Source organism: Paracoccus zeaxanthinifaciens ATCC 21588, from assembly GCF_000420145.1.
In the GTDB taxonomy this organism is placed as follows: Bacteria; Pseudomonadota; Alphaproteobacteria; order Rhodobacterales; family Rhodobacteraceae; genus Paracoccus; species Paracoccus zeaxanthinifaciens.
Genome location: NZ_ATUJ01000012.1, coordinates 23,817 through 50,581, shown reverse-complemented (window position 1 = coordinate 50,581; position 26,765 = coordinate 23,817). Strand labels below are relative to the sequence as shown.

Sequence of the window (26,765 nt, the reverse complement as noted above, 5' to 3'; positions counted from 1 at the left end):
CGCTTGGCGACATTGCGCGACGGCATGTGACGGGACGGCTTTTCGTCGCCGTTCCGCCCGCGTATGACTTGCGCCATGAGCATCGATACCGACGTGATCGCCCGCATCCGGGCCCTGTGTGACGGCGAGACCGACGAGGTCGCGCTGATGGCCACCATCGCCTGCGAACTGCACCATTCCGACGACCGCTTCGACTGGACCGGCTTCTACCGCGTGACGGGCCCCGAGCTGCTGAAGATCGGCCCCTACCAGGGCGGGCACGGCTGCCTGGTGATCCCCTTCGCCCGCGGCGTCTGCGGCGCCGCCGCACGCGAGAAACGCACCCAGCTCGTGGCCGATGTCGAGGCATTCCCCGGCCATATCGCCTGTTCCAGCAGCACGCGGTCGGAAATCGTGCTGCCGGTGATCGGTCGCGAGGGGCGCCTGATCGGCGTGCTGGACATCGACAGCGACCGGCCCGACGCATTCGACCAGACCGACGCCGATCGTCTGGAAGCCATCCTGGCCGAGGTCTTCGGCGACCTCTGATTTCCCGAAGCGGAGCGTGACATGATCTGGGACACCATCGCCAACATCCCCGCCAGCCAGCTGCTGCCTTTCATCCTGGGCGGGCTGGTCCTGAACTTCGCCCCCGGCCAGGACGTGTTCTTCGCCAGCGCCTGCGGCATCCAGGGCGGGCCGCGCGCGGGCGCCTGGGCGGGCTTCGGTGTGGGACTGGGCGTGCTGATGCACGTGACGCTGGCGACGGTGGGCCTGGGCGCGGTCGTCGCCGCCCACCCCGAGGCGCTGCGCGCGATCAAGTATGCGGGCGCAGCCTATCTTCTGTGGCTGGCCTGGAAAAGCTGGAATGCAGGAGAGATTGACCCGAGCGCGCGCGGCAGCGTGCGCGTCTGGAACATCATCCGCCGCGGGTTTTTGTCGAACGCGCTGAACCCCAAGCCGGTGCTGTTCATGCTGGCCTTCCTGCCGCAGTTCACCAATGCCGCCTGGGGGCCGATCTGGCAGCAGATCCTGGGCCTCGGCCTGATCTTCGCCTTCACCGGCACGCTGGTCACCATCGGCTATGGCATCGTCGGCGGGGTTGCGGGGCAGGTCATCGGCAAGCGGCTGGGCCTGGTGAACCGGATCGCGGCGGTGATGTTCGCGGGGCTGGCCATCCGGCTGGTGGCCAAGTAACCCCGGGGCATGAGTAATTTAGGTGGCATGAGCGATTTCGTCTATGATCCGCCCCCGGGCGCCCCGCGCGTGATCCATGCCGATCACGAGGTGCTGGTGGTCGAGAAACCCTCGGGGCTGCTGTCCGTGCCGGGCCGGGGCGAGGATCGGGCGGATTGCCTGATCGCCCGCCTGCGAGAGGCGTTCCCGACAGTGCTGCTGGTCCACCGGCTGGATCTGGACACCTCGGGGGTGATGGTCTTCGGCCTGACGCCCCATGCGCAGCGCCACCTGTCCAAGCAGTTCGAGGAACGGCGCACCAAGAAGGTCTATGTCGCGCGCCTGCATGGACGGCTGGAGCCGCGCACGGGCCGGGTCGATCTGCCGCTGATCGTGGACTGGCCGAACAGGCCGCGCCAGAAGGTCGATCTCGACGAGGGCCGCCCCGCCCAGACCGATTGGCGCGTGGTGCGCGCGGACGATGCGGAAACCCGCGTCCGGCTGATGCCCGTCACGGGCCGCAGCCACCAGCTGCGCGTGCACATGGCGGAAACGGGGCACGCGATCCTGGGCGATCCGCTCTATGCCACGGGCGAGGCGCGGGACCATCCGCGCCTGATGCTGCATGCCGAGAGCCTGCGTTTCGCCCATCCCGACGGGGGCGTGCAGCAAGGCTTCACCTCGCCCGCACCGTTCTAGCGGCCCATCGCGCGATCCAGGGAAAGACCGCCAGCATCGCCACGATGGCGATGATGCGGGGGCCCACGATGTCGCGCACGCGCTCGATCTCGGCGATCTGGGTGCCGGCGGCGACCAGGATGGCGCTGTTCGGCAGCACGCCCAATGCGGTGACGGCGGCATAGCCGCGCATCGTCATCCGCGACAGGCCCGACAGCAGGTTCAGCACGAAGAAGGGCAGCCCCGGCGTCAGTCGCAGGCTGAGAAGCGCCAGCAGCCCGTTCTCGGCCACGCGGGCATCCAGCCTGTCGGCCCGTGCGCCCATCAGCCGCCTGACGGGGCCGTTCAGCCAGTACCGGCCCAGGGCAAAGGTCAGCAGCGCCGCGATCATGGTGCCCGCCACCACCAGCGCCATCGCCAGCCAGAAGCCGAAGACCGCGCCGCCGATCAGCGCCATCGGCACGATGACCGGCAGGGGCAGCGACGCGCCGATCCCCACGATCAGCACGAAGAACAGCAATGACAGGGCGGGGTTCGCGTCGCGCCATGCCTCGGCGCGGATCAGCAGGATGCGCAACTGGTCCAGATCGGCCTGCAGCGCCGACAGCGACGGCCACAGGATGGGTGCCCCGGCGATGACGACCCCAAGGGCCAGCAGCACCAGGACGCCCTTGATGGCTGGGTTCACTCTTCGCCGTTCGGATACCAATTGGCAATCACCACTTCCGCGCCCGAGCCGCCAGCTTCGACCGCCTTCGCGAATGCGTCAAGGTCGCTGCCGCGGTGGTGATAGGGATAGACCACGCGCGGCGCGAAGGCGGTCACGGCCTCGGCCGCCTGTTCGACGGTCATGGTATAGGGCAGGTTCATCGGCAGGAACGCCACCTCGATATCGGTCAGGGCGCGCAGTTCCGGCGTGTCCTCGGTATCGCCCGCGATCAGGAAGCGCTTGTCGCCGATGGTCAGGATATAGCCGTTGTCGCGACCCTGCGGGTGGAACTTCAGCCGGTCCTCCGTGATGTTGTAGGCGGGGATGGCCTCGATCGGCAGGTCCAGCGCGGTGCCGGTATCGCCGTTGGCCATGACCGTGACGCGTTCGCGCATCGCCTGCGGAAGCATGTCGGCCACGGCAGGGTTGGTGATCATCGGCACCTCGGGCAGGGCGTCCAGCGTCGGCTGGTCATAGTGGTCGCCATGTTCGTGGGTGATCAGGATCAGGTCGGGCGCGGGCAGTTCTGCATATGCCTCGGCGCCGCCGACCGGATCGACGAAGATCACCCCCGAGGGCGTTTCCCAGACCATGCTGGCGTGATCGACGGCATGGATCACCACGTCGCCGGCCTCGGTCGCATGGGTGAAGGGCCCGGCCTCCTGTGCGGCGGCGATGCGGGGCAGCAGGCCCGCCCCGAGCGAGGCGGCGGCGATCTGCAGGCTGTGGCGACGGGTCAGGCGCATGGGAACCTCGGGCTTGTGATATGTGACTGGGCAACCGCCCAACCCCGGCACTGCGCGTGGGGTTCCGCGCCTTGCCGCCCGACGATGTGTAACCTACTGTTTGTGACAGGATCACGGCAGGGGGAAGACAGATGACGCATCTCTGGGTCAGGGCCGAAAGCCGCCCCAACGAGGATCGGGTGGGCATCACCCCGGACGGCGTCCGCCGGCTGATCGCTCAGGGCTTCCGCGTCACGGTCGAGGACAGCGCCCGCCGCGTCATCGCGACCGAGGAATACCGCAAGGCGGGGGCCATCATCGCCCCCGAGGGCAGCTGGCCCGACGCCCCCCGCGACGCCATCGTCTTCGGCCTGAAGGAGCTGCCCGAGGACGGCTCGGCCCTGGTCCATCGTCACATCATGTTCGGCCACGCCTACAAGGGGCAACCCGCGGGCAGGGTGCTGCTGGACCGGTTCCGCAGGGGCGGTGGGCGGCTTCTGGACCTTGAATACCTGACGGATGGCGATGGCCGCAGGCTGGCAGCCTTCGGGTACTGGGCGGGCTATGCCGGGGCTGCGGTGTCGCTGATGGCCTGGGTCGCGCAGATGCGCGGCGGGATCTGCGGACCGGTCCATGCATGGCCCGACAAGGACGCGCTGCAGGACGCGCTGCGGGCGCGGCTGGACGCGTCGGGCAGGCCGCGCCCCCGCGCCATCGTCATCGGCGCGAAGGGCCGCGTCGGCAGCGGTGCGCGCGACCTGATGACCGCGATGGGCGTGGGCGTCACCGAATGGGACATGGCCGAGACCGCGCATGGCGGCCCCTTCCCCGAGGTGCTGGCGCATGACATCTTCGTCAACGCGATCCTGGCCCGTCCGGGCGCGCCGGTCTTCGTGCCCGCCGAGGCGACGGGCCCCGCCCGCGCGCTGCGCGTCATCGGCGACGTGGCCTGCGATCCCGACAGCGAATTCTCACCGATCAAGGTCTATGACCGGGCGACCGACTGGGAGGCGCCGGTGCTGCGGGTGGCAGATAATCCGCCGCTGGACGTGATGGCCATCGACAACCTGCCCTCGATGCTGCCGCGCGAAAGCTCGGAGGATTACGCGGCGCAGCTTCTGCCCGTGCTGGAGGGGCTGGGCGATCTGCAGGGCGGGGCATGGGGCCGTGCCTCGCGGCTGTTCGACGAACATCTGGCGGGGGCGTGACGGGCCGCGCGGAACGTTTTCGCGGGCGACGGGTTCCCTTGTCAAGCATCCGACCGGAGGAGATACGATGCCCGTCCCCAGATCCGCGTCCCTGACGCTTGCCGCCGCCAGCCTGCTGGCCACCGCCGCCTGCGCGCAGGATTACTTCGACGGCGCGCCGAACGGGCGGGCCTATGACCAGTCGCCCGCCTTCGCGGCCCAGACCCGCGCCCCCGCGCTGCCGCAGGGACCGGAACTGCAGATGCAGGTCCTGGCCGAGGGGCTGGAACATCCCTGGGGTCTGGCCGGTCTGCCGGATGGCAGCTGGCTTGTCACCGAACGCCCGGGCCGGATGCGCATCGTGGGTGCGGATGGCAGCCTGTCGGCCCCGATCGAGGGGCTGCCCCAGGTGGATGCCCGCGATCAGGGCGGGCTTCACGACGTCTCGGTCGCCGGGGATTTCGCGCAGACGCGCCGCGTCTGGTGGACCTATGCCGAACCGCGCGAGGGCGGCAGGAACGCCACCGCCGTCGCCACCGGCATCCTGTCGGATGACGGCACCCGGATGGAGCAGGTCGAACGCATCTGGCAGCAGCACCCCGCCTGGGCCTCGACCAAGCATTTCGGCGCGCGCATCGTCCATGACGGGCAGGGGCACATCCTGGTGGGCCTGGGCGAACGGTCCGACCCCGAACCGCGCCAGCTGGCGCAGGACCCGCAGACCACCCTGGGCAAGGTCGTCCGCATCCGCGCATCCGACGGCGCCCCGGCAGGGGCGGGCGTCGAGGGCTGGCTGCCCGAGATCTGGTCCATCGGGCACCGCAACATCCAGGGCGCGGCGATGGGCCCGGACGGGCGCGTGTGGATGTCCGAACACGGTCCCCGCGGCGGGGACGAGCTGAACCTGATCGAGCAGGCCGAGAATCACGGCTGGCCGCTGGCGACCTATGGCACCAACTACAACGGTGCGCAGATGGGGGCGACGCAGGTCGAGGGGACCGACCAGCCCGTCTATTACTGGGACCCGTCGCCCGCGCTCAGCGGGATGGCGTTCTATGACGGCGCGATGTTCCCCGAATGGCAGGGGCAGGCGCTGCTGGGCGGGCTGCAGTCGCAATCCATCCACCGCCTGCGGATCGAGGGCGACGAGGTCACCGGCGAGGCGCGTCACCTGCAGGGCGTGGGCCGCGTTCGAGAGATCGAGGTCGCGCCGGACGGGGCCATCGTCCTGATCACCGACCATGATGACGGTCGCCTGATCCGGGTGACGCCCGAAGGTTAACCGCTGCGGCCGAACAGCCGCTCGATATCGGTCAGGCGCAGCTTCACCCATGTTGGGCGGCCGTGATTGCACTGGCCCGACCGGGGCGTGCGCTCCATTTCCCGCAGCAGGGCGTTCATCTCGTCCGCGCTCATCCGGCGGCCCGACCGGACCGAGCCGTGGCACGCCATCGAGGACAGCACCGCGTCGATCCGCCCGCGCAGCCTGTCCGAGCTGCCCTGGTCGGCCAGGTCGTCCAGGATATCGCGGATCAGCGCCTTGGCATCCAGCCGCGTCAGCATGGCGGGCTGTTCGCGCAGCGCCACCGCGCCGCTGCCGAAGGGTTCCAGAACCAGCCCCAGATCCGCCAGCTCGTCGGCGATGGACATGATGCGCTGCGCATCGCCCTCGGACAGCTCGATCACCTCGGGGATCAGCAGGGCCTGGGACCGGATGCCGTGTTCGGCGGCCTGCGCCTTCAGCCGTTCATAGACGAGCCGTTCATGCGCGGCATGCTGATCGACGACGATCATGCCGTCCTCGGTCTGGGCGATGATGTAATTCTCGTGGATCTGGGCCCGCGCCGCGCCAAGGGGGGCCGCGACCGGCTGCTCGGACGGTTCCTCGTAGCGGCCCGAGGGCGCCTCGGCAAAGCCCGGATCGCGATGTTCCACCGGGGCCTGCAGGTCCAGCGAGGCGCGGATCGCCGCGTCCGAGGGCGTGTCGGGCCGCCATGCGCGTTGCGCGGCTGGGGGGGCCTGTTCGGGTTGGAACGCCGCCAGCGTCGCATCCCCCACCGTGGACGATGCCCTGTGACCGGCGCCCGCCAGCGCGTGGCGCAGCGCCGACACGATCAGGCCGCGCGCGGACTGGCCGTCGCGGAACCGCACCTCGGCCTTGGCGGGGTGGACGTTCACGTCGACCAGCTGCGGGTCGCAGTTCAGGAACAGCACCGCCGCTGGATAGCGCCCCGAGGCCAGCACGTCCATGTAACCCGCCCGCAATGCGCCGCTCAGCACTTTGTCGCGCACGGGACGCCCGTTCACATAGAGATGCTGCGCCACCGCCGCGCCGCGCGAATAGGTCGGCAGCGCCGCCAGCCCGGTCAGGGCGATCCCGTCGCGTTCGGCGTCGATGGACAGGGCGTTCTCGGTGAACTCGGGGCCCATGATGCGGGTCAGGCGCATGGTCAGCGCGCCGAACAGCTCTCCTTGTTCGGCATCGGTGCGGAAGATCTCTCGGCCATCGGCGGTCAGGCGGAAGCCGACATAGGGTTCGGCCATCGCAAGGCGGCGCATCACGTCGGCCACGGCCTGCGTCTCGGCGCGGTCGGTGCGCATGAATTTCAGCCGCGCGGGCGTGGCGAAGAACAGGTCGCGCAGTTCGACCACCGTGCCGCAATTCGCGCCCGCCGGACGCACGGGGGCGATGCGCCCGCCCTCGACCCGGATCTGCGCGCCGTCGCCGCCCTGGACCCGCGACGTGATCGTCAGCCGCCCCACCGCCCCGAGCGAGGGCAGAGCCTCGCCACGAAAGCCGAAGCTGCGGATCGCCAGAAGGTCGGTACCGTCGATCTTGCTGGTGGCGTGGCGCGACAGCGCCAGCGGCAGGTCGTCGCCCGTCATGCCGCAGCCGTCGTCGGTGACGCGGATCAGGCGCTTGCCGCCTTCCTCGATCGCGACGTCGATGCGGGTCGCGCCCGCGTCCAGCGCGTTCTCGACCAGTTCCTTGACGGCGGATGCGGGGCGTTCGACCACCTCGCCCGCCGCGATGCGGTTGGCGGTGTTCTCGTCCAGCTGTCGGATGACGGGGCGCGTCTGGTGGCCGTCCTGGGGGGCGTGTTCGTTCATGGCCCCCGAAACCTAATGCCCGCGGCGCCAAACTGCCAGAGCTTCGCGCCGCGGGGCCTGTTATTCCGCGATGCCCTCGGGGCGGCCCACCAGCACGAAGCGCAGCGCATCGGGGTCCAGCATCCGGGCCGCCACGCGCGCGACGTCATCCGCGGTCACGGCCTCGACCCGGTCGTTGCGGGTGTCGATGTAGTCGGGCGCAAAGCCCATCAGCTGCATCCCCGCCATGATCGAGGCGATGCGCGAATTGCCGTCGAAGCGCAGCGGGTATTCTCCCGTCAGATAGGTCTTGGCGTCGGTCAGCTCGGCCTCGGTGACGCCGCCTTCGGCCATGCGGGCATATTCGGCGCGGATCAGGTCGATCGCCTGCGCGGTGGTGGCGTTCGATCCGGCCATGCCGCCGCGCCAGGTATCGCCGAACAGCCCCGGCGCAAGGGCGGTCCCCACGCCATAGGTCAGGCCGCGCTTCTCGCGCACCTCGGTCATCAGGCGCGAGCTGAAGCCCCCGCCGCCCAGGATGTGGTTCGCGACATAGGCCGCGAAATAGTCCGGATCGTCGATGGCCAGCCCCGGCCCCGCGAAGGACACCACCGTCTGCGGGCTGTCCCAGTCGATCACGCTGACGCCGCCCGTCAGCTGCGGTTCGACCTTGTCGGGCAGGGGCGCGGTCGCCTTTTCGGGCAGCCCGCCCAGGATGCGGTCTAGCAGCGGGCCCAGTTCCTCGGGGGTGATGTCGCCGGCGGCCCCCACGACCACGCGGTCGCGCGCAAGGACGCGGTTCTTGGCCTGCACGAGATCCTGCCGCGTCAGGGCCGCGACGCTTTCGGCCGTCCCGTTGATCGACGTGGCATAGGGGTGGTCGCCCCATGCCTGCGCGGCCATTTCCTTGGCGGCGATGCTGTTCGGGTCGGTCGCCTCGGACCGGATGATCGCCTGCACCTGCGAGCGGACGCGTTCCACGGCGGTGTCGTCGAAGCGGGGTTCGCGCAGCGCCTGTGCCAGAAGGTCGGCGGCCTGATCGCGGTTCTCGGACAGCGCCTGGAAGCCGATGGACAGCGTGTCGTCGCTGGCGTCGAAGGACAGGCGCGCGCCCAGATCCTCGACCGCGCGGGCAAAGGCGGTGGCGTCGCGCTGGCCCGCGCCTTCCTCCAGAAGGCCGGTCATCAGGTTGATGGCGCCGCGCTTGCCATCGGCGTCCATGCTGGCGCCGCCCTTGAACTGGATGTCCAGCGCGACGAAGGGGATGCTGTCATCCTGGACCAGCCACGCCTCGATCCCGCCGGGCGAGGTGACCTGGTCGATCTGCGTGGCATGGGCAGGCAGGGCCATCAGCGCCAGAAGCGCGGCGAATGCGGCGCGGATCATTTCTGCACCTCCGGTTCCTCGGGTTTCTCGGGCAGCAGCCAGCCGGTCACGTGGCCGGGGCCGTCCAGTACCAGCCGCGCGGCCTCCATCACCTCGTCCTCGGTGACGGAACCCAGGATGTCGGGCCATTCCGACACGTCATCGACGCCCAGGCCCACGGACAGGCCCTGGCCGTAATCGTAGGCGCGGCCATGCGCGCTGTCGCGGGCATAGACCTGCGCGGCGCGGATGCGGGTCTTCACCCGGTCCAGGTCGGCGGGATCGATGCCGTCCTTCACGAACTTGTCCAGCGCGGCGTCCAGATCGGCCTCGGCCTGTTCGGGATCCTGGCCGTTTGCGGGCACCATCGAGATGGTGAACTCGGTATCGTCCAGCGACAGCCCGTCGTAATTCGCGCCCACCCACAGCGCCTTGCCCGACAGCATCAGTTCACGCGCAAGGAACGAGGTCTGCGTGGATCCGCCCAGCAGCTCCGACAGGACCGTCAGCGCGGCGGCCTGCCGCTGGTCGCCGGGGTCGCGTTCGGGTGCAAGGATCGCGCGGCTGAAGCGGGGCTGCGCGACGCGGGGGTCGGACATGGTGATGCGGCGGTCGGTCTGCTTTTGCGGTTCCTGCGGGCGGATGCGGGGGGCCGCGTCGTCGGATGCGGGGATCGGGCCGTAATGTTCCTCGGCCAGTTCGCGGGCGCGTTCGGGGGTGACATCGCCCGCGATGACCAGCACGGCCTCGTTCGGCGCATAGTGTTCGTCGTACCAGGCGTTGGCATCGTCCAGCGTCAGGGCCGCGATCTCGTCCCGCCAGCCGATGATCGGGCGGCCATAGGGGTGGTTGTCATAGAGGATGGCGTTCATCTCCTCTCGGAACAGGGCGGCGGGGTCGCTGTCCACGCGCTGCGCCCGCTCCTCCAGCACGACCTTGCGCTCGGCCTGCCAGTCGTCGTCCGAGATCGACAGGTTCTGCATCCGGTCGGCCTCCATCCCCATGATCAGGGGCAGGCGGTCGCTGGCGATGCGCTGGAAATAGGCGGTGAAGTCCCACGAGGTGAAGGCGTTGTCGCTGCCGCCATTCGCGGTGACGGTCTTCGACAATTCGCCCGGAGCCAGCTTGTCGGTCCCCTTGAACATCAGGTGTTCCAGGTAATGGGCGATGCCGGACTTGCCCGGAACCTCGTCGGCGGCGCCGATGCGGTACCAGACCATCTGGACGACGACCGGGGCGCGGTCGTCGGGGATGACCACGGTTTCCAGCCCGTTGGGCAGCGTGAAATGGGTGATGCCCGCGGGCTGGGCGACGGGTTCGGCGTCCTGCGCGGCGGCGATGACGGGCGACAGGGTCAGCGCGGCCAGAAGGGCTGCGGTGACGGGACGGGGGCGGTGTGCCAAGCAACGCATCGGTGGTGCGACCTCCTCTTGCTGGGCGGAACTTGGCCCGTCAGAGGTCGCTCGCGCAAGCCACCCTCGCGCGAATGTGCAAGGGTCGTGGGGTCAGGGTGCGGTCGAGGTGATGGCGCCCGCACGCTGCCAGCGGACCTGCTCGGCCTCGGCATCCAGCGACACGTCCTCGTAGGCGCGCTGATAGACCGAGGAGCCGATGATCCGTTCGATCAGGCGGCGGCCGTTGCGTTCGCGCCAGCGCGCGTCGCGTTGGGCCAGATCCTCGCGGATGGCGGGATCGGTGCCCTGGCGCGTCGCATGGGCGATCAGCGCCTGGTCAGCTGCGGCGACGCCCTGGTCGGCCAGGCGGGCGGGGTTGCCGCCCAGCACCGCGACCGCGTCGCCCTTGGGCGTGGGGTCGGTGATGTTCGCGCCGCCGGGCGTCGGCTGGGGCAGCACCGCCAGGTCGGGCGGCATCGACAGGGGCTTGGTCGGAAGGATGCCGAATTCGTCCGGGCCGGACTGCACCTTGCGGAAATTGTTCAGCTTGGAGCCGCCCGCGCAGGCGGTCAGGGCCATCATCGCGGCCATTCCCAAGATCAGCGACGCCTTGCGCATCTGGTGCATCCTTCTGCCCGTTTCGCCCGTTCTAGCGGGATTTTCCGTTGCCGTCACGCGTCGGTTTCGCGGGCTTGCGGCCCGCGTCGCGGAACAGGTCGCCCTGTCGCGGCTGGGGGCGGAAATCGTCGGCGGGCTTGGGTGCGCGCGCGGGCGTGGCGCTGCGGCGCGCCTTGGGGGCGGGTTGCGGCTTCGCGCCGTCGTCCGCCGGTTTCTGCGGCATCAGCACCAGCCCGATCGCGCCTGCGAAGATCGCGATGTCGGCCACGTTGAAGCTGTAGGGGTTCTGCCAGCCCGGCAGCGACATGTTCAGGAAATCGGCCACCGCGCCATAGAGGATGCGGTCGATCACGTTCCCGAGCGCCCCGCCGATCAGCAGCCCCGCCGAGACCTGCGCGAAGCGGCCCAGCCGCGCGCGCCACACCCAGACCGAGACCCACAGGCAGATCGCCAGCGCGATGCCCACGAGCACCCACCGCATCGTCGCCTGCCCCGACGAGAACAGCCCGAAATTCACGCCCTGGTTCCACGCCATGCGCAGGTTCAGCCATGGAGGCAGCAGGTCGTATTCGCGGATGCGGTCCAGGTTCAGGACATGGACCACCCAGTATTTCAGCGCCTGATCGATCAGGAAGATGACCGTGGCGACCCATGCGACAAGGCGCATGGGCCGACCGAAAGTGCCGCCCGTTCCGGCGGCGCCCTGTCGCGGCGCGGCCATCAGTGGCGGAAATGCCGCTGGCCGGTAAAGACCATGGCCAGGCCAAGACGGTTCGCGGCCTCGATCACCTCGGCGTCGCGCATGGAGCCGCCGGGCTGGATGACCGCGCGGGCACCGGCCTCGGCCAGGGCCTCGATGCCGTCGGCGAAGGGGAAGAACGCATCCGATGCGACCGCCGCGCCGTTGGTCAGCGGCTCGGACAGGCCCAGCACCTCGGCCATGTCCTCGGACTTGCGGCGACCGATGCGGGTGCTGTCCACCCGGCTCATCTGGCCTGCGCCGACGCCCACGGTGGCGCGGTCCTTGGCATAGACGATGGCGTTCGATTTCACGTGCTTGGCGACGGTCCAGGCGAACAGCAGGTCGGCCAGTTCCGCCTCGGAGGGCTGACGCTCGGTCACGATCTTCAGGTCGGACATGGTGACGTGACCGTTGTCGCGGCCCTGGACCAGGAAGCCGCCTGCGACCTGGCGGAAGGCGGTGCCGCCCGCGCGGATGTCGGGCAGGCCGCCCGTGGTCAGCAGGCGCAGGTTCTTCTTGGCGGCGAAGATGCGCTTGGCGTCCTCGTCGGCATCGGGTGCGATGACGACCTCGGTGAAGATGCCCGCGATCTCTTCCGCCGTGGCGCCGTCCAGCGTGCCGTTCAGCGCGATGATGCCGCCGAAGGCCGAGGTGCGGTCGCAGTCGAAGGCCCGCTTGTAGGCTTCGAGCGCGGTCGCGCCGCGGGCCACGCCGCAGGGGTTGGCATGCTTGATGATCGCGCAGGCCGGACCCTCGGCGGGGTCGAACTCGGCTACCAGCTCGAAGGCGGCATCGGTGTCGTTGATGTTGTTGTAGGACAGCTCCTTGCCCTGCCACTGCTTCGCGGTGGCCACGCCCGGACGTTCCTCGCCGGTGACGTAGAAGGCGGCGGACTGGTGCGGGTTCTCGCCATAGCGCAGCCCCTGGGCCAGCGTGCCCGCGAAGGCGCGGCGGCGGGGCTGATCCTCGTTGATGGCGCCGGCCATCCAGGTGCTGACGGCGGCGTCATAGGCCGCGGTGCGGGCATAGGCGATCTGGGCCTGGCGCTGGCGGAAGGGCAGGGTGGTCGCGCCTTCGTTCGCGTCCAGCTCGGCCAGCAGCGCGTCATAGTCCTGCACGTCCACGATGGTCGTGACGAAGCCGTGGTTCTTGGCGGCGGCGCGGATCATCGCGGGGCCGCCGATATCGATGTTCTCGATGCAGTCGTCGTATTCGGCGCCCTTCGCGACCGTCTCCTCGAACGGATAGAGGTTCACGACCAGGAGGTCGATGCCGCCGATGCCGTGTTCCTCCATCGCCGCGACGTGGTCGGCATTGTCGCGCAGTGCCAGCAGGCCGCCATGCACCTTGGGGTGCAGCGTCTTGACGCGGCCGTCCATCATTTCCGGGAATCCGGTGACATCGGCCACGTCGGTGACGGCGACGCCCGCCTCGCGGATGGCCTTGGCGCTGCCGCCGGTCGACAGGATCTGGACGCCCCGTGCCTCCAGCGCCTTGGCGAAGTCGATCAGCCCGGTCTTGTCGGAGACCGAGATGAGCGCGCGTTTCAGGACCTGACGGGATTCGGCGGGACGGGTCATGGCAGCCTCATGTCTGGATGTGCCGCCCAGTTACCGAAGCCCGCGCCGAAGGTCCAGCATCGTGACCGCCTCAGGCGGGCTTTCGCAGAAGCGCCATGTAGAAGCCGTCCATTCCGCCACGATCCGCCCAGTGATCGGGCCGCAGGCGGATGCCGCCCTCGTCCGTGATCCAGTCGGGGTCGATGCCGGGGATGTCGGGGCGCTCCACGGTCAGGCCGGGATGGCGGGCCAGCGCCTCGTCGACCTGGACCTCGCCCTCGTCGGGGATCAGCGAGCAGGTCGCGAAGACCAGCCGCCCGCCGGGGCGCAGGATCGACAGCGCGTGATCGATCATCGCGGCCTGCAGCTCGATCAGTTCGGCGATGCCGTGCCCGTCGCGGATGAAGGGCATGTCGGGATGGCGCCGGATCGTGCCGGTCGCGCTGCAGGGCGCATCCAGCAGCACCGCGTCCAGCGGCGCGTCGGGGCGCCATTCCAGCGCGTCGGCGGTGACGACGGTGGCCGTCAGCCCGCAGCGTTCCAGGTTCTGGTGCAGGCGCTTCAGGCGATGCTCGTTCACGTCCACCGCGACGACCTGCGCCCCGCTGACGGCGATCTGCATGGTCTTGCCGCCCGGTGCCGCGCACAGATCCGCGACGGTCTCGTTCGGTTGCGGGGCCAGCAGGCGCACGGGCAGGGCCGCGGCCGCATCCTGCACCCACCATTCGCCCGCGTCGAAGCCCGGCAGGGTCGAGACCTGCGCCGGACCCGCCACGCGCCACGATCCGGTGGGCAGGGGTTCCGCGCCCTCGAAGGGCTGGGCGCCGGGTTTCGGCGTGATGTCGAGGGGCGCGCCCGCCTGGTGCGCGGCCTCGATCGCGGTCAGCGTGTCCGCGTCATAGGCCATCGACAGCGGCCCGCGTAGCCATTCCGGCAGTTCCTGCGGCGGCAGGTCGGCCCAGCCCTGGTATGCGCCCGCCTTGCGCAGCACGGCATTGACCATGCCCGCGGCGGACTGCCCGCGCTTGCCCAGGGTGCGGGTCAGATCGACCGCGGCACCGACGACGCCATGGGCGGGGGCGCCCAGTTCCAGCATCTCGACCACGGCCAGGCGCAGCACGTCCATGACCTGCGGGGTGGGCTTGCGCGCGACCAGCCCCGCGATCACGCGATCGGCGCGGCCCTGGTGGCGCAGCGTCTCGGCCGCAAGCCTTGCGGCGCGTGCCTGCTCGGCCACGGGCAGCTTCGACAACCTGCCCTGCTGGTCGGCAAGACTGCGCCCGTCGCGCACGCCCTGGATCAATTGCAATGCGCCCTTCCGCGCCATGTCGCCGCCCGGCTTTGCCAAATTGCTTTCCTTCGCCTAGATATTCCTGAAGACTGAACCGGACACATACGCCCATTCGGGGGATCTTTCCATGAGCGATGAACAGACCGCCGCCGATCCGCGCCAGGACCTGCCGCCCGCAGCGCGGCGCGCCCTGGCCGAGGCCGAGGAACGCCGCAAGGCACGGGCCGAGATGGAGCTGCCCGTGGAATACGGCGGCCGCGACGGCCCCGAGGCCGTGCGCTTCGGCGATTACGAGAAGAACGGACTGGCGGTGGATTTCTGAATGGATTGGCTGAAGGCCTCGGCGGTCCGGCAGGGCCGCGCGATCATGGCGGGTCTGCTGGACCCGATCGACCAGACCGAGGCCTATCTGGCCGCCGCGAAATCGCATCCCGATTGCGACCGCATCTATGCAAGGCTGACCGCCGCCCGCGCCCGGTCCGAGGCCGTCGCCGCCCATGACCGCGCCAAGCAGGAGCGTCGCCACAGCCTGCTGGACGGCGTCGCGATCAGCTGGAAGGACAATATCGACAGCGGCGGCACGCGGACCGAGGCAGGCTCGAAGCTGCTGGACGGGCGTACGCCGCGCAAGGACGCGAACATCCTGGCGCGTGCCTCGCGGCGGGGCACGGTGTGCCTGGGCAAGACCCACATGACCGAACTGGCCTTCAGCGGGCTGGGGCTGAACCCCGTGACCGCGACGCCGCCCAACGCGCTGGACCCCGCGCTTGCGCCGGGGGGCTCGTCCTCGGGGGCGGCGGTGTCCGTGGCCCTGGGGCTGGCCGCCGCGGCGATCGGGACCGACACGGGCGGCTCGATCCGCGTGCCTGCCGCCTGGAACGGGCTGGTGGGGTTCAAGCCGACGCATGGCGCGCTGCCCGAAAAGGGCGTCGTTCCGCTGTGTCGCCGCTTCGACATCGCGGGCCCCATCGCCCGCACGGTCGAGGACTGCGCCGAGATCTTCGCGCTGCTGGCCGACCAGCCCGCCGCGGACCTGAACGAATCCTCGGTCGCGGGGCTGCGCTTCCTGGTTCTGGAGGGGATGCCCTTCGACGATATCGAGGCGGGCCCCGAGACCGCCTTCCAGCAGGCGGTGGACCGGCTGGGCCGGGCGGGGGCGCATGTCGCCCATGCCTCGACCGATTGGCTGGACCGGGCGCTGGCCCTGTCGCCGCAGGTCTTCGCGCCCGAGGGCTATGGCATCTGGCACGCCCAGATCGAGGATGCGCCCGAGCTGATGTGGAAGCCGATCCTGGACCGGTTCCGCGGCGGCAAGGACACCAGCGGCCCCGAATACGTCGCCGCATGGGAGGCCCTGACCCGCATCCGCCGCAAGTGGATCAAGGAGGTCGTGGGCGGATACGACGCCGTGCTGGTGCCGACCGTGCCGATCCTGCCCCCCGATGCCGACCGCCTGATGAAGGACGAGGCCGAGTTCGTCCGCGCCAACCTTCTGACGCTGCGCAACACGCGGATCGCGAACCTCTTGGGCCTGCCCGCCGTGACGCTGCCCGCCGGATTGCCGGGCTGCGGCATCTCGCTGATGGGCCATGCGGGGCGCGACCGGCACCTGCTGCGCGTCGCTGCGGCAGCCGAGGCCGCGCTTGCGGGCTGAGCGGGGGTCTTTACTGGACGCAAGACCCATCACACGCTAATGTTTCGGCCATGACAACGGGGCGGAGACCCCGGAAAGCGAGGCACAGATGGCATTCCCCGAGCGGTTCTCGAACCTGCCGGAATACGCGTTCCCGCGTCTGCGGGCGCTGCTTTCGGATGTCGCGCCGGGGCTTGCCCCGGGCGAATCTCCGCAGATCCTGACCATAGGAGAGCCGCGGCACCCGATGCCGCCCTTCCTGTCCGACGTCCTGCAGGCCAGCCTTCAGGGCTTTGCCAAGTATCCCGTCAACGAGGGCGGCCCGGACCTGCTGGGCGCGATCTCGGGGTGGCTGGGACGCCGGCACAACCTGGATGTCGCGCCCGACCGGATCATGGCCCTGAACGGCACCCGAGAGGGGCTGTTCAACGCGGCCCTTGCGCTGTGCCCTGAAACGAAGAACGGCCAGCGCCCGGCGATCCTGATCCCGAACCCGTTCTATCAGGTCTATGCGGTGGCGGCGGCGGCGGTGAATGCCGAACCGGTCTTCGTGGCGGCCACGCCCGAAACGGGGAACCTGCCCGATTACGCGGGGCTGGACGCGGCGCTTCTGGACCGCACGGCCATCGCCTATCTGTGTTCGCCGGCGAACCCGCAGGGTGCCGTCGCGGACGAGGATTACCTGCGCGACCTGATCGCGCTGGCCGAGAAGCACGATTTCCTGGTCTTCGCCGACGAATGCTATTCCGAGATCTGGCGCGATGCGCCCCCGCCCGGCGCGCTGAAGGTCGCGACCGACATGGGGCTGGCCGACCGGGTCGTGATGTTCAATTCGCTGTCCAAGCGGTCGAACCTGCCGGGGCTGCGTTCGGGCTTTGCCGCGGGCGGTCCCGAACAGCTGCGCCAGATGCGCAGGCTGCGCAGCTATGCGGGTGCGCCGCTGCCGATGCCGCTGCAGGCCGTCAGCGCCGCCGCCTGGTCGGACGAGGATCACGTGCAGGACAGCCTGCGCATGTATCATGCGAAATACGCCATCGCGGATCGCGTGCTGGGCGGCGTTCCGGGCTATGCCGCGCCGCAGGGCGGGTTCTTCCTGTGGCTGCCGGTCGCCGACGGAGAATCCGCCGCACGCCTGCTGTGGGCGCGCGCGGGCATCCAGGTGCTGCCCGGCGCCTATCTTGCGCGAGAGGTCGATGGGTTCAATCCGGGGCAGGGCTTCGTCCGCGTGGCGCTGGTCGCCCCCGAGGCCGAGACCGAGGCCGCGCTGACGCGGCTGGCATCGGTTCTCTATGACACGACGACGGGGAGGGGCTGAGGACATGGCAAGCTGGCAGGCAGGAAAGCGGGACCCGCTGTTCGACCAGTCCACGCAGGCGGCGCTGGAACGCAGGGGCAAGGAATTGCTGGGCGGCGTGCTGATCATCCTCGGGGTCGTGATCTCGATGATGCTGGGCAGCTGGTCCGCCGAGGATCCGAGCTTCCTGTCCGCCACGGATGCGCCCGCGCAGAACATGCTGGGCAGCTTTGGCGCCTATGTCGCCTCGCCGCTGATGATGATCGCGGGCAAGGGGTCCTGGGTGCTGGTCGTCGCGGCATTCGTCTGGGGCCTGCGCCTGATGCTGCACAAGGGCGAGGAACGCGCCATGCGCGCGGTCTTCACGCCCATCGCGGTGGCGCTGGTGTCGATCCACGCGGCCACGCTGGTTCCCGAGCCGGGCTGGCTGCAGAATTACGGCCTTGGCGGGCATTTCGGCGACATGGCCATGGGGGCCGTCCTGAACATCCTGCCGATGAAGGCACAGATCGGCATCCGCTTCGCGGGCCTGGTCATCGCGCTGGGCGTGGTCGCGGTGATGGCCTTCGTGCTGGGCTTCGACAAGCAGGAGCTGCGCGCGATGTGGCGCCGCTTCCTGATCGGGCTGGCCACGGCGCTGCAGCTGTCGCTGCGGGCGACCGATGCGGGCGCGGGCCTCGTGCAGCGGCTGAAGGACCGCCGCCGCGCGGCCCCCGAACCCGAACGCGCCGAACCCGCCGCCGCCCGCCGCCCCGCCCCGGCCTTCGAGCTGGAGGAGGAGATGCCCGAACCCGAGCTGATCGAGCGCGACAGCGACTGGGAGGGCGAGGGCCCCGATGCCGAGCAGATCAAGGGCCGCATCAGCGATGCGATCCGCAGCCGCGAATCCAAGCCCTCGGTCCTGGCGGCCGTCACCTCGCGGCTGGCGCGCGACGGCGTTCCGCCGGTCGAGATGCCTGCGCAGGAGATGGCGGTGCAGGACATGCCTGTTCAGGACGCCCCGCGCGACGAGGCCTTCGACATCGACCCCGAACCGGCCCCGCGACCCGCAGCCGCGCCCAAGGCGGCGCCCCGCCGCGCCGATCCCGCGCCGCTGGTCATGGACCAGAACGGCCCCGCCTATGAACGCCCGCCACTGGCGCTGCTGTCGGCGCCCGTTCCCGGCGATCAGCTGCAGATCCCCCAGGAACAGCTGATGGAAAACGCCCGCATGCTCGAGGCGGTGCTGGACGATTACGGCGTGAAGGGCCAGATCACCGAGGTCCGCCCCGGCCCGGTCGTCACGCTGTACGAACTGGAACCTGCGCCGGGCCTGAAGGCCAGCCGCGTCATCGGCCTGGCCGACGACATCGCGCGGTCGATGTCGGCGCTGTCCGCGCGTGTCAGCACCGTGCCGGGGCGCACGGTCATCGGGATCGAACTGCCGAACGCCCGCCGCGAAAAGGTCCTGCTGCGAGAGATCCTTGCCAGCCGCGCCTTCGGCGACGGCACGCAGCCGCTGCCGCTGGCGTTGGGCAAGGATATCGGCGGCGATCCGATCGTGGCGAACCTTGCCAAGATGCCCCACCTGCTGATCGCGGGGACCACGGGTTCGGGCAAGTCGGTCGCGATCAACACCATGATCCTGTCGCTTCTGTACAAGCTGACGCCGGACGAATGCCGCCTGATCATGATCGACCCCAAGATGCTGGAACTGTCCGTCTATGACGGCATCCCGCACCTGCTGTCCCCGGTCGTCACCGACCCCAAGAAGGCCGTCGTCGCGCTGAAATGGGTCGTGGGCGAGATGGAGGACCGGTATCGCAAGATGTCCAAGATGGGCGTGCGCAACATCGAGGGCTATAACGGGCGCGTCCGCGAGGCGCTGTCCAAGGGCGAGATGTTCAAGCGCACCGTCCAGACCGGCTTCGACGAGGATACGGGCGACGCCATCTGGGAAACAGAGGAATTCCAGCCCGAGACCTTCCCCTATATCGTCGTCATCGTCGACGAGATGGCCGACCTGATGATGGTCGCCGGCAAGGAGATCGAGGCCTGCATCCAGCGCCTTGCGCAGATGGCGCGGGCATCGGGCATCCACCTGATCATGGCCACGCAGCGCCCCTCGGTCGATGTCATCACCGGCACGATCAAGGCGAACTTCCCGACGCGGATCAGCTTCCAGGTGACCTCGAAGATCGACAGCCGCACCATCCTGGGCGAGCAGGGTGCCGAGCAGCTGCTGGGCCAGGGCGACATGCTGTACATGGGCAACGGTGCGCGGATCACGCGTATCCACGGCCCCTTCTGCAGCGACGAAGAGGTCGAAGAGGTGGTGACCCACCTGAAATCCTTCGGTCCGCCCGACTACAAGTCCGGCGTGGTCGAGGGCCCCGACGAGGAGAAGGCCGACAATATCGACGCGGTGCTGGGCCTTGGCGGCGGCGACAACGGCGACGACGCGCTGTACGACCAGGCGGTGGCGATCGTGGCGCGGGACCGCAAGTGCTCGACCAGCTATATCCAGCGCAAGCTTGCCATCGGCTACAACAAGGCCGCGCGCCTGGTCGAGCAGATGGAGGAGCAGGGCGTCGTCAGCGCGGCCAACCATGTCGGCAAGCGCGAGGTTCTGGTCCCCGAGGTGTAAGGGATGCACTGGCAAGGGTTCCGGGCTGGGGGTATATGTCGGCCATGACGATCTGGCACATCCACCTGCTGAACGCGCGCAACGCGCTGACCACCATCATGGCCGAGACCCGCGCGACCGCCCGAGAGGCCGTCGCACTGGCCGAGGGGCATTTCGACCTGCCGCGCTTCGACCTTGTCGTGCGCGCCTCCGAGGTGCCGATCCCCGACGGGGGGCTTCTGGCCCGGCCGTCGCAGCCGGGGGTGATCGACCTGACCCTGTCGCCCGACCGCGTGACCGCCGACGCCCTGCGCCGCGCGCTGCTGCGCGAATTGCACCATGTCGCGCGGTGGGCCGGCCCCGGCTATGGCCGGTCCCTGGGCGAGGTTCTGGTCAGCGAGGGACTGGCCGGGCATTTCGCGCAGCAAGTCATGGGCGGGCCGGTCGATCCGCGCGATGCCGCGCGTCCCGCGGGCGGATCGCTGCGGCAGGCGGCGAATATCTGGTCGCGCCACGATTTCAGCTTCGACGAATGGTTCCTCGGGCGCGGCAAGATCCGCAAGGGGACGGGCTGGGCCATCGCGCACCGGCTGATCGCGCAGCACCTGTCCGAGGAAGGCCCCGCCGATCCGGCAACCCTGCTGGCGACGCGTGCCGACGCCTTCCGCCCCGCCCTGCGCCGCCTGATGGCCGCCGAGGGTGTCGAGGAACCCGAAGAAGAAGCGCAGGATGCCGCGCCCGAAGGCACGGCATCCGAGTGACGCCCTAGCGGCGGAAGGCCAGCGCGGCGCCGATCACGGCGCCCATCGCGGCCCCGCCGAGATGCGCCTGCCACGCGATCTGCGGCATAAGCACCGTCAGCGCCACGTTCAGCGCAAGGATCGTGCCGACCGACCGCAGCAGCGGCTGCATCGACCGCCCGCGCAGGCGCAGGTTGATCGCGGCATAGCCGACCAGCGTGCCCGCCAACCCGAAGACCGCGCCGGACGCGCCGATCATCGGCCCGCCCATCGGCTCCATGATGCCGAAGACCGCCGCCCCCGCGATCTGCGACAGCGCATAGGCCAGCGCCATGGCCCGCCCGCCGATCATGCGGTTCAGTTCCCGCGCGATCGCCGCAAGCGAGATCATGTTCATCGCAAGGTGCATCAGCCCCGCATGAAGGAAGCCGTAGGTGACGAACATCGCCGCCCCCTGCGCCGGATAGAGGCCCTGACCGCCATGCATCAGCGGCGACCAGAACCCGCCCAGAAGCGAGGATGCGACCCGGATGCGCGGCGCGCCCAGCAAGGGCGCGGCCAGCAGCAGCAGCTCGACCGCGCAGCAGATCAGGATGACGGCCCTTGCCCATCCCGGCAGTCGCGCAGGGCCCAGCCTGCGGGCCGACACGCGGGGGATGTCAGTCATCGGCGCGGATCTGGCGGGCCTCGTCGATCAGCATGATCGGGATGCCCGAGCGGATCGGAAAGGCCAGCCCCGCCGAACGCGACACCAGTTCCTGCCGCGTCGCGTCGTAGGACAGCGGCCCGTGGGTCACGGGGCAGACGAGCGACTCGAGCATGTGGCGGTCGAAGCCTGGGGTCTCGGTCATTGCAGTCGTTCCTCGGTATCGCCGCCACGCAGCGCGAATTCGATCAGTCCGACCAGCAGTTCGCGCCGGTCGGCAAGGGTGGGGGATTCCAGCAGCGCCTGCTTGTCGCCATTGCCGAAGGGCAGCATCATCGACAGCGAATTGACCAGCAGCTCGTCCTCGGCGGTGGCGGCGGCGTCCCAATCGGTGGACAGGCCCTCGGCCTCCATGAAGCGCGACAGCAGCGCGAACAGCGCGTCGCGGTCCATGCCGGGATCGCGTTCGCTGCCCGCGCGGTCGCGCGCGAAGCTGGTCCAGTCGACATGCCCCTGCAGATAGGGGGCGAAGCCTTCCTCGACCTCGTTCAGGCGGAAGCGCGATATCGCCTGGAGCGAGATCATCATCCGCCCGTCATCCTGTTCGGTGAAGGCCACGACCCGCCCCGCGCAGCCGATGGCCGACAGGGTGTCGCCCTCGGGCTGGATCATGCCGATCAGGCGGTGCTCGGTCTTCAGCGCATCCTCGAGCATCTGCAGGTAACGCGGCTCGAAGATGTGCAGCGGCAGGCGCGCGCGCGGCATCAGCACCGCCCCCGGAAGGGGGAACAGCGGGATGCGGTCGGGCAGGTCGAAGCGCAGGTTCATGGGATCAGGCGAAGATCAGCGAGGACAGGCGGCGGCGGCCCTTCTGGCCGATCGGGTCGCCGGGCTTGAGGCTGTCGAAGATGGTCAGCAGCTGCGCCTTGGCCGCGCCGTCGTTCCATTCGCGGTCGCGGCGGAAGCTGTCCAGCAGGATGTCCACGGCCTGTTCGACCTGACCGGCGGCGTGCAGCGCGCGCGCGAGGTCCAGCCGCGCCTGCTGGTCGGCGGGATCCGCATCGACGCGGGACTGCAGATCGGCCAGCGGGCCTGCATCCTCGGCCTGGCGGGCCAGTTCCAGCTGGGCGCGGGCGGCCTCGACGGGGGCGCTGCCGGCGATGGGCTGGGGCACCTGCGTCAGCGTGGCCGACGCGGCGGCGGCATCGCCTGCGCCAAGCTGGGCGCGGATCAGGCCGCCCCATGCCTCGGGGCTGTCGGGCAGTTCGCCGATGATGGCGGTGAAGGTCTCGGCGGCATCGGCATATTCGCCGGTCTCGAGCATCTCCTCGGCGGCGGCGATGGCATCGGCCAGCCCACCGTCATCGCCGCCCATGGCCGCGACCTTGTCGATGAACTGCTTGATCTGGCTGGCGGGCAGCGCGCCCTGGAAGGCGTCGACGGGGCGGCCCTGGAAGAAGGCATAGACGGTCGGGATCGACTGGATCTGCAGCTGGCCCGCGATCATCTGCGCCTCGTCCACGTTGACCTTGGCCATGCGGACGCGGCCCTTGTGCTTGGCCACCTCGGCCTCGAGCGCGGGGCCGAGCGTCTTGCACGGGCCGCACCACGGCGCCCAGAAATCGACGATGACGGGGACCTGCATCGAGGCTTCGACCACCTCGGCCATGAAGTCGGCTTCGGTCACGTCCTTGATGAAGTCGCTGGTGTTCGGCGCGTCCTGCGGTCCGTCGAAAAGAATGGTCATGGGGTCCCCGGTTCTTCGGTGCCTTGTTTCAGGCGACAATATGGGACCTCTGACGCGCGAACGAAAGGGCGGATGCCGCCCTTCCGGGGGTTACAGGTCGAAGGTCGCGAAGACGGGAACGTGGTCGCTCGGCTGTTCCCAGCCACGCACGGGGCGCAGCACGCGGCTGGAATGGGCCGCGTTGGAAATGTCGGGGCTGGCCCAGATGTGATCCAGCCTGCGGCCCTTGTCGGCCGCGTCCCAATCCTTCGCGCGATAGGACCACCAGGAATAGAGCTGCCCCGTCGGGATGTCCTGCCGCGTGATGTCCACCCATTTGCCCGCATCCTGCGCGGCCTGAAGGTGCTCGACCTCGATCGGGGTGTGGCTGACGACCTTCAGAAGCTGCTTGTGCGACCAGACGTCGTCCTCGCGCGGGGCGATGTTGAAATCGCCGACCATGATCGACTTCGCGGGGTTCTCGGCATGGAACACGTCGCGCATCTCGGTCAGGAAATCCAGCTTCTGGCCGAATTTCACGTTCACCTCGCGGTCGGGGACGTCGCCGCCCGCCGGGATGTACATGTTGTGGATGGTGACGCCGTTCTCCATCCGCGCGGCGACGTGGCGGGCATGGCCGAGGCCCGCATAGTCGCGGTCGCCCGCATCCTCGATCGGCAGGCGCGACAGGATCGCCACGCCGTTATAGCCCTTCTGCCCGCGCGCCACGATATGGCGATAGCCCAGCTCCGCGAAGGCGGTCAGGGGGATCTTCTCGACCGGGGACTTGCATTCCTGCAGGCACAGGATGTCCGGCGCCTCTTCGGACAGCAGCCGCGCGACCAGTCCTTCGCGCAGGCGGACCGAGTTGATGTTCCAGGTGGCGATCGTGAACATTGGGCGTCTCCGTTTTGCGCCCGGACCCTAGCTGCGCCCGCCCCGCGTGTCGAGAAGCCGCCACGCGAAGCTTGCCATATGCCGGGGCTGGTCTATGCATGTCGCAAAAAAACATGCGGGACAGCGGAGAGAGAAGATGAAACTGACCATCGACGAGGCCCTTGGACGCGGCGGCATCGGCCCGTTCCAGTGGCGACTTCTGGGGATATTCGGCCTCGTGTGGGCCGCCGACGCGATGCAGGTCATCGCTGTGGGCTTTGCCGCGCCTTCGGTGGCGGCGACCTTCGGGATCGAACGGGTGACCGCGTTCCAAATCGGGACGGTCTTCTTCCTGGGCATGTTCGTGGGCGCGTTCCTGTTCGGGCGCGTGGCCGACCGCGTGGGGCGCAAATGGGTGCTGATCGGCACGGTCGCGATGGATGCGGTCTTCGGGCTGGCCTCGGTCATGGCGGGCGATTTCACCTGGCTGCTGATCCTGCGCTTCCTGACCGGCGTGGCGGTCGGCGGGACGCTGCCCGTCGATTACGCGATGATGGCCGAATTCCTGCCCCCGAAGAACCGCGGCCGCTGGCTGGTCTGGCTGGAGGGGTTCTGGGCCATCGGCACGCTGGTCGTCGCGCTGACGGCATGGCTGGCCGTGACCTTCGGGTCCGAGGCCCCGTGGCGCTGGATCTTCCTGGTCGCCGCGCTGCCCGCGCTGATCGGCTTTGTGCTGCGCGTCTGGGTGCCGGAATCGCCCATGTACCTGGTCCGCAAGGGCCGCCAGGCCGAGGCCCGCGCCGTCATCGACCGCGTGCTGCGCGTGAACGGCGCCCAGCCCCTTCCGGCGGATGCGCATCTGGTCGCGGCGACCGTGCCCGCGGGTGCCGCGCGGTCCATCCTGTCCGAGCCTCTGCGCCGCGCCACCCTTGCGGTGCTGGCGGTCTGGTTCCTCGTGTCGCTGTCCTATTACGGCATCTTCATCTGGGTGCCCGCGCAGCTGGCCGCCGAGGGCTTCGGCTTCATCCGCGGATACGGCTTCATCGTCGCGCTGGCGCTGGCGCAGATCCCCGGATACGCGCTGGCCGCCTGGGGCGTCGAGGCCGTGGGCCGTCGCGCCACGCTGATGGGCTTCCTGCTGCTGAGTGCGGCGGCGTGCTTCCTGTTCACGATCTCCAGCGGGGCGGTGATGGTGGCGGTGTCGCTGCTGATCATGTCCTTCGCGCTGCTGGGCAGCTGGGGCGCGCTCTATGCCTTCACGCCGGAACTGTATCCGACGCATCTGCGCGGGACCGGCATGGGCACGGCCAGCGCGATGGCGCGGGCGGGGGGCATCCTTGCGCCCAGCCTGCTGGCGATCGTCTTCGCGCAGGGCTTCGGCGTGGCCATCGGCGTCTTCGCGGGGCTTCTGGTCCTTGCGGCCGTCGCGCTGACGGCGGTGCGGACCGATACGCGCGACCGCGCCATCGGCTGATCGGTGCGCGACCGCGGCGGGCGGGGGATGGAACCCCCGTCCGCCGTGCCGCGCTGTGACAGCAGCCGGTCGCGGCGGGTCGCCGCGGCATCCAAGCGAAAGGATGGGATGATGGGCCAGCTCGTGAACGGGGTCTGGAAGGACCAGTGGTACGACACCAAGCGCAACGGCGGCGAGTTCGTCCGCGACACGTCGAAATTCCGGTCCTGGGTGACCGCCGACGGATCGCCCGGGCCGACCGGCGATGGCGGCTTCGCGGCTGCCAGCGGGCGATACCACCTCTATGTCAGCCATGCCTGCCCCTGGGCCCACCGCACGATGATCTTCCGCGCGCTGAAGGGGCTGGAGGATCACGTCGACGTTTCCGTCGTCCACCCCGAGATGCTGTCCGAGGGGTGGGAGTTCCGCACCGATTTCGACGGCGCCACGGGCGACCGCCAGTTCGGATACGATTACCTGCGCGAGGTCTATCTGCGCGCCCAGCCGGATGCGTCCGGGCGGGTGACGGTTCCCGTGCTGTGGGACCGCGAGACGGGTACCATCGTCTCGAACGAAAGCGCGGACATCATCCGCATGTTCAACAGCGCCTTCGACGCGATCACCGGCAATGACGACGACTATCACCCCGAGGACCTGCGCCCCGCCATCGAGAAGGTGAACGCGCGCGTCTACGACACCGTCAACAACGGCGTCTACAAGGCGGGCTTCGCCACCAGTCAGGACGCCTATGACAAGGCCGTCGGCCCGCTGTTCGACAGCCTGGACTCGATCGAGGGGCTGCTGGGGCAGCACCGCTATCTGACCGGGGACCGCATCACCGAGGCCGACTGGCGGCTGTTCACCACGGTGATCCGCTTCGATGCGGTCTATCACACGCATTTCAAGTGCAACCGCAGGCGGATCGTGGACCATCCCAGCCTGTGGGGCTGGGCACGAGAGCTGTACCAGTGGCCGGGCGTCGCGGGGACCGTGCATCCGGATCACTTCATGCGCCACTATTACTACAGCCACGACATGATCAATCCGCACCGGATCGTGCCGATCGGGCCGGATGCCGACTGGTCGGCCCCGCACGGTCGCGGCTGAAGAAAGAAGCCCCGGCCGAAGGCCGGGGCAGTTCAGAGAGAGTAGAGGGAGGGATGTGACCGCATCCACCGGTCACTGGGCTTCGGGATCTGAACGTCGCATCCCTCGGGCCGGTTCCATCGAAGGTTGACTCTGCTCCGGCACTGGGTAGAACGGTCTGTCCAGTCACCCC

26 protein-coding genes are annotated in these 26,765 nt (G+C 69.4%); 12 read left to right on the top strand and 14 right to left on the bottom strand.

Going from position 1 to position 26,765, the window contains the following annotated elements; genetic code table 11:
- Nucleotides 1-75 precede the first annotated feature (75 nt).
- Genes F804_RS0111565 through F804_RS0111555 form a run of 3 tightly spaced genes read left to right on the top strand, consistent with a single transcriptional unit; the run spans nt 76 to nt 1,854 of the window.
- On the top strand, nt 76-528 hold the full coding sequence (locus tag F804_RS0111565; RefSeq protein WP_022707910.1) for a GAF domain-containing protein: 453 nt from the start codon (nt 76-78) through the stop codon (nt 526-528).
- Between the two features lie 21 nt (nt 529-549).
- Nucleotides 550-1,176, top strand: coding sequence for a LysE family translocator (locus F804_RS0111560; RefSeq protein ID WP_022707909.1), 627 nt, complete (start codon nt 550-552; stop codon nt 1,174-1,176).
- A 27-nt stretch (nt 1,177-1,203) separates the two neighbouring features.
- The gene (locus F804_RS0111555) at nt 1,204-1,854 is read left to right on the top strand and encodes a pseudouridine synthase (protein WP_022707908.1); all 651 of its coding nucleotides are present in this window, start codon (nt 1,204-1,206) and stop codon (nt 1,852-1,854) included.
- Here F804_RS0111555 and F804_RS0111550 read toward each other — a convergent pair.
- Nucleotides 1,832-2,521, bottom strand: a complete 690-nt coding sequence (locus tag F804_RS0111550; protein ID WP_022707907.1) for a TVP38/TMEM64 family protein — start codon at nt 2,519-2,521, stop codon at nt 1,832-1,834. The two genes, F804_RS0111555 and F804_RS0111550, sit on opposite strands and share 23 nt — an antisense overlap.
- A complete protein-coding gene (locus F804_RS0111545; protein ID WP_022707906.1) occupies nt 2,518-3,288 on the bottom strand; it encodes an MBL fold metallo-hydrolase in 771 nt (256 codons plus the stop codon). The genes F804_RS0111550 and F804_RS0111545 overlap by 4 nt, the downstream gene beginning before the upstream one ends.
- A gap of 131 nt (nt 3,289-3,419) precedes the next feature.
- Between F804_RS0111545 and F804_RS0111540 the strand changes: the two genes are divergently transcribed.
- Entirely contained in the window at nt 3,420-4,475 is a 1,056-nt protein-coding gene (locus F804_RS0111540) for a saccharopine dehydrogenase (RefSeq protein ID WP_022707905.1), read from the top strand.
- A gap of 67 nt (nt 4,476-4,542) precedes the next feature.
- On the top strand, nt 4,543-5,736 hold the full coding sequence (locus F804_RS0111535) for a PQQ-dependent sugar dehydrogenase (RefSeq protein WP_022707904.1): 1,194 nt from the start codon (nt 4,543-4,545) through the stop codon (nt 5,734-5,736).
- Here F804_RS0111535 and mutL read toward each other — a convergent pair.
- The 7 genes from mutL to F804_RS0111500 form a co-directional block, all read right to left on the bottom strand.
- Entirely contained in the window at nt 5,733-7,565 is a 1,833-nt protein-coding gene (mutL, locus tag F804_RS0111530; protein WP_022707903.1) for a DNA mismatch repair endonuclease MutL, read from the bottom strand. The genes F804_RS0111535 and mutL overlap by 4 nt on opposite strands.
- Before the next feature lie 60 nt (nt 7,566-7,625).
- Nucleotides 7,626-8,930, bottom strand: a complete 1,305-nt coding sequence (locus F804_RS0111525; RefSeq protein WP_022707902.1) for a M16 family metallopeptidase — start codon at nt 8,928-8,930, stop codon at nt 7,626-7,628.
- Nucleotides 8,927-10,321 carry a M16 family metallopeptidase gene (locus F804_RS16400; RefSeq protein ID WP_022707901.1) on the bottom strand — a complete coding sequence of 465 codons (1,395 nt, stop codon included), beginning with the start codon at nt 10,319-10,321 and terminating at the stop codon, nt 8,927-8,929. Before F804_RS16400 ends, F804_RS0111525 begins: the two co-directional genes overlap by 4 nt.
- A gap of 93 nt (nt 10,322-10,414) precedes the next feature.
- Nucleotides 10,415-10,921 (bottom strand): DUF3035 domain-containing protein, encoded by a 507-nt coding sequence (locus F804_RS0111515; protein WP_022707900.1) that lies wholly within the window; start codon nt 10,919-10,921, stop codon nt 10,415-10,417.
- A gap of 31 nt (nt 10,922-10,952) precedes the next feature.
- Nucleotides 10,953-11,642 (bottom strand): signal peptidase II, encoded by a 690-nt coding sequence (gene lspA / locus F804_RS17750; protein ID WP_342662165.1) that lies wholly within the window; start codon nt 11,640-11,642, stop codon nt 10,953-10,955.
- Nucleotides 11,642-13,243: a bifunctional phosphoribosylaminoimidazolecarboxamide formyltransferase/IMP cyclohydrolase gene (gene purH / locus F804_RS0111505; RefSeq protein WP_022707898.1), complete on the bottom strand. Its 1,602-nt coding sequence runs from the start codon at nt 13,241-13,243 to the stop codon at nt 11,642-11,644. The genes lspA and purH overlap by 1 nt, the downstream gene beginning before the upstream one ends.
- Nucleotides 13,244-13,313: 70 nt before the next feature.
- Nucleotides 13,314-14,549, bottom strand: a complete 1,236-nt coding sequence (locus F804_RS0111500) for an RsmB/NOP family class I SAM-dependent RNA methyltransferase (protein ID WP_040596005.1) — start codon at nt 14,547-14,549, stop codon at nt 13,314-13,316.
- Nucleotides 14,550-14,640: 91 nt separating this feature from the next.
- On the opposite strand from F804_RS0111500, the gene F804_RS0111495 reads away from it, so the two are divergent.
- The 5 genes from F804_RS0111495 to F804_RS0111475 all read left to right on the top strand — a co-directional run bounded on the left by F804_RS0111495 (nt 14,641) and on the right by F804_RS0111475 (nt 20,806).
- Entirely contained in the window at nt 14,641-14,835 is a 195-nt protein-coding gene (locus F804_RS0111495; RefSeq protein ID WP_028725908.1) for a DUF1674 domain-containing protein, read from the top strand.
- Nucleotides 14,836-16,167, top strand: a complete 1,332-nt coding sequence (locus tag F804_RS0111490; protein WP_028725907.1) for an amidase — start codon at nt 14,836-14,838, stop codon at nt 16,165-16,167.
- An 88-nt stretch (nt 16,168-16,255) separates the two neighbouring features.
- Nucleotides 16,256-17,461, top strand: a complete 1,206-nt coding sequence (locus tag F804_RS0111485) for an aminotransferase class I/II-fold pyridoxal phosphate-dependent enzyme (protein ID WP_022707895.1) — start codon at nt 16,256-16,258, stop codon at nt 17,459-17,461.
- Nucleotides 17,462-17,465: 4 nt separating this feature from the next.
- A complete protein-coding gene (locus tag F804_RS0111480) occupies nt 17,466-20,066 on the top strand; it encodes a DNA translocase FtsK (RefSeq protein ID WP_022707894.1) in 2,601 nt (866 codons plus the stop codon).
- 44 nt (nt 20,067-20,110) lie between these two features.
- Nucleotides 20,111-20,806, top strand: a complete 696-nt coding sequence (locus F804_RS0111475) for a DUF2268 domain-containing putative Zn-dependent protease (protein WP_169447693.1) — start codon at nt 20,111-20,113, stop codon at nt 20,804-20,806.
- A 4-nt stretch (nt 20,807-20,810) separates the two neighbouring features.
- On the opposite strand, the gene F804_RS16390 is transcribed toward F804_RS0111475, so the two are convergent.
- The 5 genes from F804_RS16390 to F804_RS0111450 form a co-directional block, all read right to left on the bottom strand.
- Nucleotides 20,811-21,452, bottom strand: a complete 642-nt coding sequence (locus tag F804_RS16390) for a rhomboid family intramembrane serine protease (protein WP_022707892.1) — start codon at nt 21,450-21,452, stop codon at nt 20,811-20,813.
- Nucleotides 21,445-21,636: a Trm112 family protein gene (locus tag F804_RS0111465; RefSeq protein WP_022707891.1), complete on the bottom strand. Its 192-nt coding sequence runs from the start codon at nt 21,634-21,636 to the stop codon at nt 21,445-21,447. Before F804_RS0111465 ends, F804_RS16390 begins: the two co-directional genes overlap by 8 nt.
- Nucleotides 21,633-22,259, bottom strand: a complete 627-nt coding sequence (locus F804_RS0111460) for an LON peptidase substrate-binding domain-containing protein (protein WP_022707890.1) — start codon at nt 22,257-22,259, stop codon at nt 21,633-21,635. The genes F804_RS0111465 and F804_RS0111460 overlap by 4 nt, the downstream gene beginning before the upstream one ends.
- 4 nt (nt 22,260-22,263) lie before the next feature.
- Nucleotides 22,264-23,178 (bottom strand): thioredoxin, encoded by a 915-nt coding sequence (gene trxA / locus F804_RS0111455; protein WP_022707889.1) that lies wholly within the window; start codon nt 23,176-23,178, stop codon nt 22,264-22,266.
- A 90-nt stretch (nt 23,179-23,268) separates the two neighbouring features.
- Nucleotides 23,269-24,054 (bottom strand): exodeoxyribonuclease III, encoded by a 786-nt coding sequence (locus tag F804_RS0111450; protein ID WP_022707888.1) that lies wholly within the window; start codon nt 24,052-24,054, stop codon nt 23,269-23,271.
- A gap of 136 nt (nt 24,055-24,190) precedes the next feature.
- On the opposite strand from F804_RS0111450, the gene F804_RS0111445 reads away from it, so the two are divergent.
- Both F804_RS0111445 and F804_RS0111440 read left to right on the top strand, forming a co-directional pair.
- Complete coding sequence (locus F804_RS0111445; RefSeq protein ID WP_022707887.1) at nt 24,191-25,507, top strand: MFS transporter; 1,317 nt, start codon at nt 24,191-24,193, stop codon at nt 25,505-25,507.
- Between the two features lie 111 nt (nt 25,508-25,618).
- On the top strand, nt 25,619-26,593 hold the full coding sequence (locus tag F804_RS0111440) for a glutathione S-transferase family protein (protein WP_022707886.1): 975 nt from the start codon (nt 25,619-25,621) through the stop codon (nt 26,591-26,593).
- The last annotated feature ends 172 nt before the right edge of the window (nt 26,594-26,765 follow it).